This is a genomic window from Ruegeria sp. Ofav3-42 (assembly GCF_022347725.1).
GTDB lineage: Bacteria > Pseudomonadota > Alphaproteobacteria > Rhodobacterales > Rhodobacteraceae > Ruegeria.
Genome location: NZ_JAKRGB010000004.1, coordinates 1 through 13,988, shown reverse-complemented (window position 1 = coordinate 13,988; position 13,988 = coordinate 1). Strand labels below are relative to the sequence as shown.

The window sequence follows — 13,988 nt, the reverse complement described above, 5'->3', positions numbered from 1 at the left end:
GGATGGGTGACGATGATCTTGCCCAAGCGAGGGGGAGCCGACGGCACTAGGGGGTGCCAACGGCTTGTCACAGTCACTGGAAACGCTGAGCGGCATGTTAACGAGGGGGTCTTGTTTAGGTTCAGCAGCGGAATAGCCAGGGTGTCTTTAGACATTTTTGGCCGCGTTTTCGGGATTGGTGAAAAGTGGTAGTCCTGTTTTGGGCAAGCGGCCCGGTCGAAATCGACCGGGCCGCTTCACGTTAGGTGGTTCTTTGTGATCGCCATTGCGCCCAATCCTCAGGCGTATCCAAATCCAACAGAGCGTTCCGGCCCGGCAAAGGCACAAGGCACACCTTATCCTTGTGGGCGCGCACAACCGATTGCGCACCGTCATCACCGGTCAGGCGGCTGAGTTCGTCAAAAAGCTGGCGATCAAAAATGACCGGGTGACCGGGCTTTCCGGCAGAGGTCGCGCCGCGCCAGATCAAGTGATCAGGTTGTTCGTGGACAGAGGCGATGACGCTTTTCAGATCGTCAACGGTTATGTCCGGCAGATCGGCCAGCAGAACCATCACAGCGTCCGCTTCGGGCGGCGTATGTGCAAGTGCGCCGCGCAGGCTTGCGTTCATACCCTCATCCGCGTTTGGAATGCCCACTTTTGTCAGATCCAGCCCGGCCAGCGCCTCGTAGCGGGGGTGCGGGGCAGGCGGCAGCGCAACAATAACAGGTCCGGTCTTAAGCGCAGTCAGCGCGGATCGGCGCAACAGGGATTTGCCCTCGATGCTCTGCAACAGTTTATCCGCACCCGCCATACGGCGGGATTGTCCGGCGGCCAGAAGGATGATGGGAATTTCGATCATGCCATCACATAGCCGCCAGAGCGTCCCCTGTCATCCGCGCATGCGCGCGCCGTCCGCGTCGAACAGCGGAGCGGAAATCACGCGGGCCTTGCGCATCTGTCCCAGAATCTCGATCTCGACTTCCAGCCCATCACGCGCGCGGTCAGAGGGTAGGAACCCCATGGCGATCGACTTTTCCGAGAAATGCGAATAGCCGCCAGAGGTGCAGAATCCGACGACCACACCGTCCAGCCAGATCGGCTCATAGGCGTTTACATCCGCATCGTCGGCATCCACTTCGAACGACACCAGCTTACGCGCCGTACCTTCGGCCCGTTCAAGCTCGGCAGCGGCTCGGCCGATAAAGTCGACGTTCTTCGAGAAGGATATGAAGCGATCCAGCCCGGTTTCAGCGGCGGTGTAATCCGGGGAGAACTCACGCATCCAGGACCCAAAGAATTTGTCCAGACGCAAGCTCATCATTGCGCGCATGCCAAAGGGAACCATTCCATGCGGCTGACCGGCTTGCCAAAGGGTCCACCAGAGTTGTCGTTGAGCCATCGGATCACAGTAGATCTCGTACCCCAGATCCCCTGTGTAGCTGACCCGCTGGACGGTGCAATCGGTCATGCCGATGGTCATGCGACGCACATCCAGGAACTTGAGGTCCGAGATGTCTGCGCGGGTGCATGCCGCCAGCACCTCTGCTGCCTTTGGTCCTGCGATTTGAAATCCATTCAGCCGGTCACTGACGTTTTCAATAGAAACACCGTCTTCCTGATGTTGCAGGAACCACCGCATGTGGAAGGCCTGACTGCCGTATGAGGCAGTCAGCTGGAATTCTGTCTCACTCAGGCAAGAGACCGTGAAATCCCCGATCAGCTTGCCTTTTGGCGACAGCATCGGTGTCAGAGACAACCGCCCCGGTTTCGGAATGCGCCCGGCCATAATGCGGTCCAGCCAGCCGCGCGCGCCGGGACCGGTAATGCGGTATTTGCCGAAGTTGTGGACCTCGTTGATCCCGACGCCGTTGCGAACGGCGCTCACCTCGCGGCCTGTGGCATCGAATGCGTCGGATCGGCGGAAAGACGGCGTTTCGTATTCGGGTTCACCGTCTTGGGCGAAGTAGTTCGCGACTTCGAGGCCGTATTGCTGACCCCAGACCGCGCCCAGTTCGCTGAAGATGTCGTACATCGGTGTTGTCCGGTTCGGGCGCGCAGCGGGCAGTTCTTCGTTGGGGTAGGCGACGCTGAAGCGTTTTTGATAGTTCTCGATCACCTTTGGGCGCGTGTAGCCGGGGCTGATCCAGTCACCAAACCGGGCGACGTCCATCGCGAACACATCCCGTTCGGGCTCACCTTCGATCATCCATTGCGCCAGCGTCAGGCCAACGCCGCCGCCCTGACTAAACCCCGCCATCACACCGCAGGCCGACCAGTAGTTGCGCATGCCCGGCACAGGCCCGACCAGAGGGTTGCCGTCCGGCGCAAATGTGAACGGACCGTGGATCACGGATTTGACGCCCGCCTCGGCCAGAACCGGGAAGCGTTTGTAGGCAAACTCGATACTGTCAGTGATCTTGTCATAGTCGTCGGGCAGCAGTTCGTGGCCAAACTCCCAGGGCGTTCCGTCAACGGCCCAGGGCTTGCAGGGTTGTTCGTAGAATCCGATGCACAACCCGCGCCCTTCCTGTCGCAGATAGCTTTCGCCGGCGGGGTCCATCACGTGCGGGTGCTCGCCGCCGGCGTCTATGATTGCCTCTATCTGAGGGATCGCGTCCGTCACAAGGTACTGGTGCTCCATCGGGTTCAGGGGGAAGTAAATGCCCGCCATCGCGCCAACCTCGCGCGCCCATAGACCGCCCGCATTGACGATGTGCTCGGCGTGAATGGTGCCTTTGTCGGTTACGACATCCCATGTGCCATCAGTGCGCTGGTTGGTTTCGCGCACCATGCAATGTGTTTCGATCGTGGCACCGCCCATCCGGGCTGCCTTGGCATAGGCATGGGTGGTGCCCGATGGGTCCAGATGCCCGTCCAGCGGGTCGTAGAGCGCGCCGATGATTCCGTCTGTGTTGGTGATTGGCGCGATCTTCCTAATCTCGTCCGGCCCAACGATTTCGGTTTCCAGCCCCATGAAGCGATGCTTGGCGCGTTCGGCCAGCAGCATGTCGAACCGGTCCTGATTGTCGGCCAGCGTTACCCCGCCCACATGGTGCAGCCCGCAGGACATACCTGTGATCTCTTCCAGCTCTTTGTACAACTGGATCGTGTATCCCTGCAGCGCCGCCATGTTGGTGTCGCCGTTCAGTGTGTGAAACCCACCCGCCGCGTGCCAAGTCGATCCGCTGGTCAGCTCGGACCGTTCCAGCAGAATCACGTCTGACCAACCCAGCTTGGTCAGGTGATAGAGAACCGAACATCCAACGACGCCTCCGCCAATGACTACGACTTGGGTTGTTTGTTTCATGAACGACTCCTGCTGGTTACGGCGTCAGTCTGAATAGGACGACCGCCAATGCAATAGCTCCAGCGACAGAAAGTGTCGCAGAGGGCAATCCGAACGCTTTGCATTCCCGCCAAATCTGGTCACAAGACTTTTACAGAATCGAACTAATGGCCTGTCGACTGAATGTCAGGTCAACCACTCTGCAAGGACACCCCAATGAAGAAGTTCAACCTCAACCCCGAAATGCTGAGCCGCCGTGATTTCATGGCCAAGGCCGGCGCGCTAGGCCTGAGCGCTACGGCCGCCAGCATGATCTGGACCGAAGCCGGTCTGGCGGACACGCCAAAAAAGGGAGGACACTTTGTTCTGGGCCTGAAAGGTGGAGAAAGCACCAATTCCCTGGATCCTGCGCTGTCTGCGTCTCACGTCACTGCGAAGGCGCTGCGAGCTTACGGCAACACGCTTACGGTTCTGACGGCCGACGGCGGAATCGCGCCCAGCATCGCGGAAAGCTGGGAAGCGTCTGAGGACGGCAAGGTGTGGACTTTTGCCATCCGCAAGGGCGTTGAGTTCCACAATGGTAAATCGCTGACACCTGAGGATGTCCAACTTACGCTGGAGCGGCATTCCAACGAAGAATCGCAGTCCGGTGCTCTGGGTATCATGCGCGGTGTGGAAGACGTTCGTGTTGACGGCAATAACGTAGTGATCACTCTGACAACTCCGAACGCAGACCTTCCTTATCTGATGTCGGACTATCACCTGGTCATGCAACCGGGTGGCGGCATCGATAATCCGGGCGAGGGCATTTCGACCGGTGCATACAAAGTCATCGCCGACGAACCTGGTGTACGTTACGGGTTCGAGAAATTCGCCAACCACTGGGACGACAGCGTTGGCCATTACGACAGCCACGAAATTCTGGTTCTGAACGACGACACTGCACGTTCCGCGGCTCTGCAAGCCGGTCAGGTTCATGCGATCAACATCGTTCCGCCGCGCACTGCCAAACTGTTCGGTCGTGCACCTGGTGTTACACTCAACGCCACTTCGGGTCGCGGGCACTATATCTTTGTGATGCACACCGACACCGCGCCGTTCGATAACAAGGATTTGCGTCTGGCGCTGAAATACGCGATCAACCGCGAAGAATTGGTCGACAAGGTGCTGCGTGGTTATGGCTCGATCGGCAACGATATTCCGATCAACGAGGGCTACCCGCTGTTTAACAATGCGATGGAACAGCGTCAGTTCGATCTGGCCAAGGCTGCCGAGCACTACAAGGCTTCGGGTCATGACGGGTCGCCCATTGTTTTGCACGTCTCGGACGCGGCGTTTGCCGGAGCGATCGATGCAGCCCAGCTGTTCCAGCTGTCGGCGCAAGAGGCGGGCATCCCGCTGGAAATTCAGCGCGAACCGGCGGATGGCTACTGGTCGGAAGTCTGGAACAAGAAACCGTTCTGTGCGTCCTATTGGGGCGGCCGCCCGGTGCAGGACCAGATGTGGTCGGTTGGGTATCTTTCGACAGCAGACTGGAACGATACCCGCTTCAAGAATGAAGAGTTCGATGCTCTGCTGCTCAAGGCGCGGGCCGAGCTGGACGAGACCAAGCGCAAAGAAATCTATACTCAGATGGCGCGGATCGTCTGGGAAGAAGGTGGCCTGATCAACCCGATGTTCAACCAGACCATCGATGGCTACTCGGACAAGGTGACCGGATGGGGTGCACATGCCAATGGCGACCTCATGGATGGCTACGTTGCCAGCCGGACATGGTTCGCCTGATCGGAAAAAAGAAACCGGCGCTCAGAATTGAGCGCCGGTTTTTCTTTGGACGCGTTGGAAGTCGTCAGAGAGGGCGGATTTTCAGCTCGGTGATCCGGTTGCCCTGACGTTCGGTGACCTCAAAGCGGAAGCCGTGGAAAGAAAAGACCTGACCCACGATAGGGATCATCTGCGCCTCGTGGATGACCAATCCGGCAACAGTGTTGGCCTCTTCGTCGGGCAGGGACCAATCCATCGCGCGGTTTGCGTCGCGGATTGTCATTGAGCCTTCGACAAGGAACTGCCCGTCGTCAGTCCGCGTTACGGGCACGTCTTCTTCAATGTCGAATTCATCGGCAATTTCGCCCACGATTTCCTCGAGAATATCCTCAAGCGTGATCAATCCGCGCAGCGACCCATACTCATCGACGACCAGCGCAAAGTGGCTGTGCATCCGCAGGAACTCCCGCATCTGGTCGTCCAGCGTAGTAGTTTCGGGTACGAAATAAGGATCGTTGGCAACCTTGAGGATGTCGAATTCCTGCAGACGATTTGCATCGCTTTCACTGCTTCCGGCGTGCGCATACATCGCCCTGAACAAGTCTTTGGCGTGGACAACACCGACAATGTTTTCCTGCTCGTTCCGGAACACCGGCAGGCGGGTGTGGCGGCTTTTCAAACACTGCTGAAGGATCGACTCGGGCGGTGCGTCCGCATCGATCATCTCGATATCTGAGCGGTGCAGCATGATTTCTTCGACCGCCCGGTCGCCAAGGTCCAAAGCGCCGAGAATCCGGTCACGGTCTTCTTTTTCGACTACGCCTTCGGAATGGCCAAGCTGCAACGCACCGGCGATTTCTTCACGAACTGCCAGAATGTTGCTGTCCGGGTCAATCTGAACGCCGAACACCCTTAGGACACCGCGCACCAGCAGGCGCACTGCCGCAACCATAGGAGAGAAGACGGTCACCACAACGCTGATAATCGGTGCCACGGCAGCAGCGGCCTTTTCAGCGTTGGTAATGGCATAGGTCTTGGGCAAAACCTCGGCAAAGACCAGAACCAGCAGCGTCATCACCAGCGTTGCCAGCGCCACGCCGCTTTCACCGAACAGGCGCGTAAATAGCGCCGTTGCAAGCGACGCCGCTAGAATGTTGACTAGGTTGTTGCCCAGCAGGACCGAGCCTATCAGCCGTTCGTTGTCATCGGTGATGTCCAGCGCTTTTTGCGCCCCGCGCGACCCTTTGTCAGCCTGCGCACGCAGTTTACCGCGCGATGAGGCGGTCAATGCTGTTTCAGAACCCGAGAAGAAGCCCGACAGGACAAGCAAAAGTAAAATGGCGCCTGTGGTAAACCAGAATGCGCCGTCGATCAGAGAAGAAGTGGGTTCCATCGGTCCTTGGTTATTCGTGTAACTGCAACCGTTATGGGGGTGCAGGCGCATCGGTTCAAGGGGTTAGCCTTTGTCCTCGGTGCTGTCTTTGGCCAACGGGTGATGTTGCAACACCAGCTCGGACAGGCGTTCGTCCAGAACATGGGTATAAATTTCCGTGGTCGCGACATCCGCATGGCCCAGAAGGGTCTGGATCGACCTCAGATCAGCGCCATTCGCCAGCAGATGCGTCGCAAAGGCGTGGCGCAATGTGTGCGGAGTGACCTTTTCGGGCGAAACTCCGCCCTCTAGGGCCAGTTCCTTGACCAGAAGGAAAAACCTGTGCCGCGTCAGATGCCCGGATTTTCCGCGGGACGGAAACAGGAACTTTGAGCGCTGGCCACCGTTTGCAACGCTTTGATCCTCGGTTTCATCTCGGATCACCAGCCACGCTGCCAAGGCGTCGCGCGCCGGAGGAGACAGGGGAACCATCCGTTCCTTGCCGCCTTTGCCCAGCACAAGCAGCATGCGCGGATCGCCCCGGGCCGAGGACACGGGCAACGAAACCAGCTCGGTCACGCGCATGCCGGTGGCATAGAGAACTTCCATCAGGCAGGTGTTGCGCACCCGGTCACCTACGGCACGGCCAGTTCGTCGGGCGGCATCCAGCAACCGGTCGACTTCGAGAACGTCCAGTGTCTTGGGCAGTCGCTTTTGCCGTCCGGGGCCCTTGATCTGAATGGCCGGGTTGGTCTCGCGCCAGCCTTCCTCGAACGCAAAGCGGTAAAGCTGTTTGATCGCAGACAAGCGCCGGGCACGGGTCGAGCGGGACAGGCCCTGTGCGTCGCAATCGATAAGGTATTGCTCGATCTGCTCCCTCTCGGCGTCAGGAAAGTTCGACTTGCGGCGATCAAGCCAGCCAGAAAATTCCTTAAGATCACGGCCATAAGCCAGCAGAGTGTTCGTCGCAGCCCCCAACTCGGCGGCCTGAGCCTGCAAAAACGTGGAAATCCACAATTCCTGTGTTGCCGGGGATGCCATGGTCAGCTGTCCTGCAATATCAGCAGGCTCAGCGCCGCGCGGCGGGCGGTATCTTCAAGCCCCACGCGCCGCAGCGTTGCGATGGCCGCTGTCAGATCGACAAGGTTGCCACGCGATCCGTGTGCAAACTTCTCCATGGTTTCCAAAATCGCCTCGCCCAGTTGATCGTTGTCCAGCATCGCCTCGATATTCGATGGAACCGGAGCAGCCCAAGCAAATCCCTGCGCCACGGCGTCTGCCAAAGGTGAAGGTGACTTGGCGCGACCCGGGTCACCCTGTGCCAGCGCTGCCAGGAACTGATTTTCTTCGGAATCGTCCGGAACGGACAGGGCTGCGGTTTCGTATAGTTCCGACAACAGCAGGATACGCCAGCGCAATTGTTCGACCGCAGGGTCTTTCAGCGTTAACTGCGACAAGCGACCCGCAAAGAGTTCGGCGAAGGGTACTTCCAAGCCGACCGATCGCATTTGCGTCCAGACCGAAGGCAAGGTCGCGGCGATCTTCTCTGCATTTCCTGAATTCAGTGCAGCCTCGAACCGTTGAACAGCCGAGACCCTGTCCCAAACCGCACCGGACGCCGCCGGCGATCGTTCGGTGTAAAGTCCAAGCAACTGATTAGGGGTCAGCGCGCCGATCCGGGTCAGACGCTCTGCTGCTTCGATCTGCGCTTTCCATCCGGCCACATCGCGTAGATCCGCATTTGCAAAAGCGCGGGGCAGGGGCGTGGAAGGCAGACGTTCGCCTATTGCTTCGAACAAGCGAAAACTCAGCGGGTTCGGGTCGTCGGGCTGCGGCAGATACGCGGCACCCTCGAAAAGCTCGGGGCTGAGAAAGCGATCCAGAACGTCCAGTTCTTCGGGCGGCAGAATTTGCAGCGCGTGCGCCGCTTCCAATGTCAGGGCGGCCGAGGGCCAATCTCCGCGACGGGCTTTGCAGAATATCTGGGCGGCGTAATCCTGTGACAGATGCGGGGCGGCGATCAGCGCCGTGCAACTGCGATCCTCGTCCCCGGTCAGCAAGGTAGCGTCAAACCAGCGCTGAAACCGCGCGCGGGTGTTTGTCGGCCCGGCCAACTGAACCAGTGATTGCGCCGGGTCGGCCGCCCCGAGTTGCATCAGACGGTCGATACGTGCCAGCAGCAGAGTTTCCTCGGCATCCGAGCCTGCAGGCGCGCGCGCTTCGGTCAGGATAAGGGTGAACAGCAGACGCTGCATTGCAGGGTTATACTTTACCGGCACATGGGCGATCAGTTGGGCCAGTCGATCGGCATCGCTGTTTTGCCAGAGGTTGACCGGCAGACCGGTCACGGATGCGGACACTAGGCCCAGCGGTTGGGACAATGCCTCAAGCGGCGTGACTTCGATATCCGGCTGGACGCCTGTCTGCGTCACCGGCGGCTCCAGAAGGACCGTGCCCGGCAAATTCTCGGGCGGGTCACTCAACCACTCAATGACAGAGAGAGGTGCCTGCTGCGCCTGCGCCGATCCAGCCAGCAACAGTGCAACCACTGCGGCTCTATTCAACATTCAGGATTACCGGCTCTCGGATTTCGCTTTGCGGCGCCGAGAAGTCCACGCCAAAAATGGGGCCTATATAGGCGTACCCCACCAACCCGATAAAACACAGGCACACAAGATATAACAGGAACTTGATCAGACGGCCCATTGCTCAACGCTGCCCCAATTTTGTCTTTTGCCATAGTTATAGCTGGCATTTTTCTTAAGATCACGTCATTCACAGTGAAATGAGCGAAATTAAGCATAACACCCACACCGAGGACACCGAAGCGGTCTTTGCACTGCACAAAACGGTTGTTCTTGTGGGTATGATGGGGGCCGGAAAGACAGCTGTGGGCCGTGCATTGGCCGCGAGGCTTGGGGTTCCCTTCCTCGACAGCGATGCCGAGATCGAATCGGCTGCCAATATGACCATCCCCGAGATCTTCGAGCGCGACGGAGAACCATTCTTTCGCACCAAGGAAAGTCAGGTCATCGGGCGCTTGCTGGATGAGGAAAAAGGCATCCTATCCACCGGTGGAGGTGCCTTTCTGGCCGAGCAGAACCGCCAGATGATTACCGAGCGCGGCGTGTCGGTCTGGTTGCGGGCGGACCTGAACGTTCTTTGGAACAGGGTCAAACACAAGGACACGCGACCTCTGCTGCGCACGGCGGATCCCTATGCGACCTTGCGCACCTTGTACGAATCCCGCGTGCCGGTTTATGCGCAGGCAGACCTGACGGCTGAATCCGATGGCGAAACCTCGATTGAGAATATGGTGGAGCGGGTGGTGAATGCCTTGCTGACACGACCCGACGTATTGGAACGAAAGTAAATGCACCAAACCGTACATGTTGAGTTGGGCGAACGGTCCTATGACGTAGAAATCGGCCCCGACCTGCTGGCGCAATCGGGTTCGCTGATCGCGCCCTTGCTGCATCGGCCCAAGGTGGCTGTTCTGACGGACGAGAACGTGGCCAAGTTGCACCTCGAAACATTGAGGGATGGTTTGGCTGCGGCAGGGATCGAGATGACGTCTCTCGCTTTGCCCGCAGGCGAATCCACCAAAAGCTGGCCGCATTTCGAACGCGCGGTCGAGTGGCTGTTGGCGGAAAAGATCGAGCGTCGCGATGTGGTTGTCGCCCTCGGCGGCGGCGTCATTGGCGATCTGGCTGGTTTTGCCGCTGCCGTTCTAAGGCGTGGTGTGCGGTTTGTTCAAATCCCGACATCATTGCTGGCACAGGTGGATAGCTCCGTCGGAGGCAAGACCGGTATCAATGCGCCGCAAGGCAAGAACTTGATCGGCGCGTTTCATCAACCCTCGCTGGTTCTTGCTGACACCTCGGTGCTGGGCACGATGACCCAGCGGGATTTCCTGTCGGGTTATGGCGAGGTGGTGAAATACGGCCTGCTGGGCGATGCCGAGTTCTTTGAATGGCTGGAGGTCAACGGCCCCGACGTTTCCGCCGGCGACATGGCTGCGCGGGTGCGGGCTGTCACTCGGTCGGTGCAGATGAAGGCTGATATCGTGGCGAGGGACGAGACCGAGCAGGGCGACCGCGCGCTGTTGAACCTTGGCCATACCTTCTGTCACGCGCTCGAGGCTGCTACCGGCTACTCTGACCGCCTGCTCCATGGCGAAGGCGTTGCCATTGGTTGTGCTCTGGCGTTCGAACTGTCCTCACGTCTGGGACTGTGTTCGCAGGAAGACCCAAGCCGGGTGAGGGCGCATTTGCGCGCGATGGGGATGAAAACCGATCTGGCCGATATTCCCGGAGACCTGCCCGGTGCCGAGGCGTTGGTCGATTTGATGGCGCAGGACAAAAAGGTCATTGACGGTCAGCTGCGCTTTATCCTGGCGCGTGGGATTGGGCAGGCATTCGTCACTTCTGAAGTTCCGCGCGATGCGGTGTTGTCGGTGCTCGAGGATGCTCTGACAACGGCCTGATCAGCGTCCGCGGATCACCATCAACTCACCGATGTTCTCGCGGGTGATGTAGCCGACCATATGGCCAGCCTGCGTGCACACAGCAACGGCCGGGGCACCTTTGTGCAGCTTTTCCAGAACGGTTTCCAAACCGCTGGTCAGTTCCACACGTGGAATATCGGTTTCCATAATCGAGGTTGCCGGATCTGACCGAGGGGCTTCTTGCGCCAGGGCGGTGAAAAGCGTGCCCCGCGCTACAAAACCCAGCAAGGTTCCATCCGACCCCAGTACAGGGAACTCGTGCTGTGTTGTGTGGATGACGGCCTGCGACGCTGTTGCAAGGGTGTCAGCGGGGGACAGCGCGTGGAATTCGGTGATCATAGCGTCACGCGCAAGCACCCGCCGGGCGACCGAGCGCATGGCGACATCCTGACTTTCCGCATTGGCCGCGACGAAGACAAAGACAGCAATAAGAACCAGCAGCGGGTTGCCCGTGCTCAGCCCAAGAAATCCAAACGCTACGGCAACAGCTTGCCCAGCCAGCGCCGCGACCCGAGTGGCTTTGACGCGGTCCATCTTCAGGCACAGCAGCGCGCGAAACACGCGACCGCCGTCCATCGGGAAAGCCGGGATCATGTTGAATGCGGCCAGCAGCAGGTTCACGTAAGCCAGCCGGTTCAGCAATCCCGCGTTAGGTGAGTCGATCTGAGCCAACGACTCCATTGGCATTCCGGCACCCAAAGCCACCAGTACAATCCAGATTACGACGTTCACCGCAGGCCCGGCCAGTGCCACCCAAACTTCTTGCATGGGCTTTTCTGGCATCCGCTCCAGTCGAGCCAACCCACCGATGGGTAGTAATGTGATGTCCGGGGTTTTGATTCCATAGCGCCGCGCCATCAGCGCGTGGCCGAATTCATGCGCGACAACACAGGCAAATAGGGCCAGAACGAAGATCAGGTTTTCGACAGCTGCCGATAATCCACCATTTGAGTAGGCGGCAAACCCGACCCAGGCCAGCAGCAGGAAAAAGGTGACATGGACCCTCAGTTCCGACCCCAGAAGCCGGCCGAGTGAGAAGGACCATGTCATGTTGTGTCTCCGTTTGCTATTGAACGGTTAAGGTAACAAAATTCCCCAACAACTGTGTGAGTGACTGCGGAGTCGCCCATAGAATACAACGGGAACCTTTGTTGGCCTGTGGTCATAAGTCGACACGTTTTGGACAAAACGTTGATTTTTAGCCGAAACTCCGGCTCATATAAAACTCTACCAGCTAAAGCCAACATTCTGCAAATGGTGCATTTTGTTGAAATCGATCTTTTGATCGCGAGAGTGAAACTCGCAATGAAGGATAGGCAACTACGCCAACTCAGCTGGTTTAACAGCGGGTGGGAATGAGGCGTCGATGAAGAGTATTCCCTTAACGCCGTGTGTAGATTCTACCGGAAACGAGTTAACTCACATCGCCAGTTATCAACCTCGGAAAAGATCAATGGTGGAAAAAGACTGGCAACTCTCAGATTTATTAGGTTCAGGGCAGCTTTCACAATCGCACCTAATGCCTGATCCTTTGCCACATTAAGTGTGAACACATAACCTTGACAGTAGGTTCCGCTATTAGAGAATATCACTAACTAGGTATGCGAGGAGGCTCTAAATGAGCAGGGTACTTACATATCCCACCTATTCCCTCCCCAAACTGGAGCTTAGAGGTTTACTCCTGTTCTACGATGAAATCTCAGCAATCGTTCCGCAAATTGATAGAGGTGGCGTAGAAAAAAGACCACAGGTCTATGAAATAAAAGAAATTGATGCCGATGCAATTAAGTTTGAAGACCCCGAACCCCACTTAAATTGGTATGAGCCTGCTGGAATTGAGCAAATCTTGAGGAATATGGCTTTGGAAAATAACGCTGTTGATCAGGAAGTTGATGATTTCCTACGATCCGCAAATTTGAACATCGCCAATTACCAACGTGCAAACTTGGAAAAAGAGCAAGCAGATCGGTTTTTTAGGAAAGGCTGGATGCTGGTGGCAGAGCAACGCATTCACCCGGATCTGATGTCTTTGCTAATCGAGCGCCGTTTAGCAGTACCGATTGCCTCTTGGCCCTACCCGGACACAAACCAGATTGCAACTTATCAGCCGTTGCTGGTCAACGGGACAGTTGCAAAGTTCGTCCTTGCTCGCCTCGCACGAGAAATTTCTGATCATAAGAAAATTCCCACTCTTTCACTTCTTGATAGCGATATATCAAATCATGCTTTCGATGGAGAGTTAGCAAAAAGGGAAACTAGAAGTGCCCTATTAGGTACTATTTTTGATCTAATTGTACCCGATGACATTGAGAAACTAACCGCGTCGGAGTTCATGGCGATAAGGAGTGATTACTCAGACATTCGAAGAAATCTAAATGTCTTTCTCCGCGATTTCGCTGTCAACAATGAATTTGACGATCTCGACCGCCTAAGGGATTTCGTTAACAACACCTCACGTATCAAATCCGTTTTTGAAGAGGAAATGGACTTGGCAAAGAACCGGCTCGGTTCACATCGCTTTTCTCAAAACCGAAAGTATGGAATTAGTGCGCTGGCAAGCATAGCGGGTGCTGCTATCGGTGGAGTCGGAGGGGCGGTTGCGGGATCTTCAATAAGTTGGCTCGGCTACAAATACGACAATCGCTTTAGCACCAGAAGCTTTCTTGATCAGTCAACAGAAGGTTTAGTGATGTTGCGTGGATCAATCAAAAAGCGCTTGCAGTCTAGCACCTTTGAGGTTCCATCATACATCCCGAAATATCTGTGACACACGGCAATAGATGCATTCAAATGCTTGGAGGATGAAGCTTTGATCAGGTCTAAAATTATACAAATGAGGACAAGGGTCATTTCGCCGGTTCTGATGGTGACGTTGTAATTATTGCCGTTTCCAGCATAGTCCATCTGTTTACATTGTCAGCACGTATGCCATCGCTTTTTCTATCCCACCTGACCTGAGCCCCAAGTTTCCTCCAACCTTCGGAGAGTCCTTGGGTTCGGTTTGATGGCCTTACGCGGCCAGTTTGTCCATGTTCATTTTCTCTGCAAATTCCATTGGCGTTAGGTTGCCCAACGCC

General features: G+C 57.0%; 10 protein-coding genes. 4 read left to right on the top strand and 6 right to left on the bottom strand.

The genetic code is table 11. The features are described from left to right. Positions 1-241: 241 nt before the first annotated feature. Positions 242-841 (bottom strand): NTP transferase domain-containing protein, encoded by a 600-nt coding sequence (locus tag MHN28_RS07710; RefSeq protein WP_239337711.1) that lies wholly within the window; start codon positions 839-841, stop codon positions 242-244. A gap of 30 nt (positions 842-871) precedes the next feature. Then, positions 872-3,289 (bottom strand): FAD-dependent oxidoreductase, encoded by a 2,418-nt coding sequence (locus tag MHN28_RS07705; RefSeq protein WP_239337708.1) that lies wholly within the window; start codon positions 3,287-3,289, stop codon positions 872-874. A gap of 195 nt (positions 3,290-3,484) precedes the next feature. On the opposite strand from MHN28_RS07705, the gene MHN28_RS07700 reads away from it, so the two are divergent. Then, positions 3,485-5,053: an ABC transporter substrate-binding protein gene (locus MHN28_RS07700; protein WP_239337705.1), complete on the top strand. Its 1,569-nt coding sequence runs from the start codon at positions 3,485-3,487 to the stop codon at positions 5,051-5,053. Positions 5,054-5,117: 64 nt separating this feature from the next. On the opposite strand, the gene MHN28_RS07695 is transcribed toward MHN28_RS07700, so the two are convergent. The 3 genes from MHN28_RS07695 to MHN28_RS07685 all read right to left on the bottom strand — a co-directional run bounded on the left by MHN28_RS07695 (position 5,118) and on the right by MHN28_RS07685 (position 8,971). Further along, the gene (locus MHN28_RS07695) at positions 5,118-6,425 is read right to left on the bottom strand and encodes an HlyC/CorC family transporter (protein ID WP_239337702.1); all 1,308 of its coding nucleotides are present in this window, start codon (positions 6,423-6,425) and stop codon (positions 5,118-5,120) included. Between the two features lie 63 nt (positions 6,426-6,488). After that, positions 6,489-7,445 (bottom strand): site-specific tyrosine recombinase XerD, encoded by a 957-nt coding sequence (locus tag MHN28_RS07690; RefSeq protein WP_239337700.1) that lies wholly within the window; start codon positions 7,443-7,445, stop codon positions 6,489-6,491. 2 nt (positions 7,446-7,447) lie between these two features. Continuing rightward, complete coding sequence (locus MHN28_RS07685) at positions 7,448-8,971, bottom strand: hypothetical protein (protein ID WP_239337699.1); 1,524 nt, start codon at positions 8,969-8,971, stop codon at positions 7,448-7,450. A 218-nt stretch (positions 8,972-9,189) separates the two neighbouring features. Between MHN28_RS07685 and MHN28_RS07680 the strand changes: the two genes are divergently transcribed. Continuing rightward, complete coding sequence (locus tag MHN28_RS07680; protein WP_239337698.1) at positions 9,190-9,777, top strand: shikimate kinase; 588 nt, start codon at positions 9,190-9,192, stop codon at positions 9,775-9,777. Beyond that, the gene (aroB, locus tag MHN28_RS07675; protein WP_239337697.1) at positions 9,778-10,890 is read left to right on the top strand and encodes a 3-dehydroquinate synthase; all 1,113 of its coding nucleotides are present in this window, start codon (positions 9,778-9,780) and stop codon (positions 10,888-10,890) included. Here the strand turns inward: aroB and MHN28_RS07670 are convergent, their stop codons facing one another. Continuing rightward, positions 10,891-11,961, bottom strand: a complete 1,071-nt coding sequence (locus MHN28_RS07670; RefSeq protein ID WP_239337696.1) for a site-2 protease family protein — start codon at positions 11,959-11,961, stop codon at positions 10,891-10,893. It abuts the gene before it with no gap. Positions 11,962-12,529: 568 nt separating this feature from the next. Between MHN28_RS07670 and MHN28_RS07665 the strand changes: the two genes are divergently transcribed. Beyond that, entirely contained in the window at positions 12,530-13,678 is a 1,149-nt protein-coding gene (locus tag MHN28_RS07665) for a hypothetical protein (RefSeq protein WP_239337695.1), read from the top strand. Positions 13,679-13,988 lie beyond the last annotated feature (310 nt).

Coding starts and splice junctions, on each gene's coding strand:
- MHN28_RS07705 (WP_239337708.1), bottom strand. CDS start 3,289: ATGAAACAAACAACCCAAGTCGTAGTCATTGGCGGAGGCGTCGTTGGA.
- MHN28_RS07665 (WP_239337695.1), top strand. CDS start 12,530: ATGAGCAGGGTACTTACATATCCCACCTATTCCCTCCCCAAACTGGAG.
- MHN28_RS07700 (WP_239337705.1), top strand. CDS start 3,485: ATGAAGAAGTTCAACCTCAACCCCGAAATGCTGAGCCGCCGTGATTTC.
- MHN28_RS07690 (WP_239337700.1), bottom strand. CDS start 7,445: ATGGCATCCCCGGCAACACAGGAATTGTGGATTTCCACGTTTTTGCAG.
- MHN28_RS07680 (WP_239337698.1), top strand. CDS start 9,190: ATGAGCGAAATTAAGCATAACACCCACACCGAGGACACCGAAGCGGTC.
- aroB (WP_239337697.1), top strand. CDS start 9,778: ATGCACCAAACCGTACATGTTGAGTTGGGCGAACGGTCCTATGACGTA.
- MHN28_RS07670 (WP_239337696.1), bottom strand. CDS start 11,961: ATGACATGGTCCTTCTCACTCGGCCGGCTTCTGGGGTCGGAACTGAGG.
- MHN28_RS07710 (WP_239337711.1), bottom strand. CDS start 841: ATGATCGAAATTCCCATCATCCTTCTGGCCGCCGGACAATCCCGCCGT.
- MHN28_RS07695 (WP_239337702.1), bottom strand. CDS start 6,425: ATGGAACCCACTTCTTCTCTGATCGACGGCGCATTCTGGTTTACCACA.
- MHN28_RS07685 (WP_239337699.1), bottom strand. CDS start 8,971: ATGTTGAATAGAGCCGCAGTGGTTGCACTGTTGCTGGCTGGATCGGCG.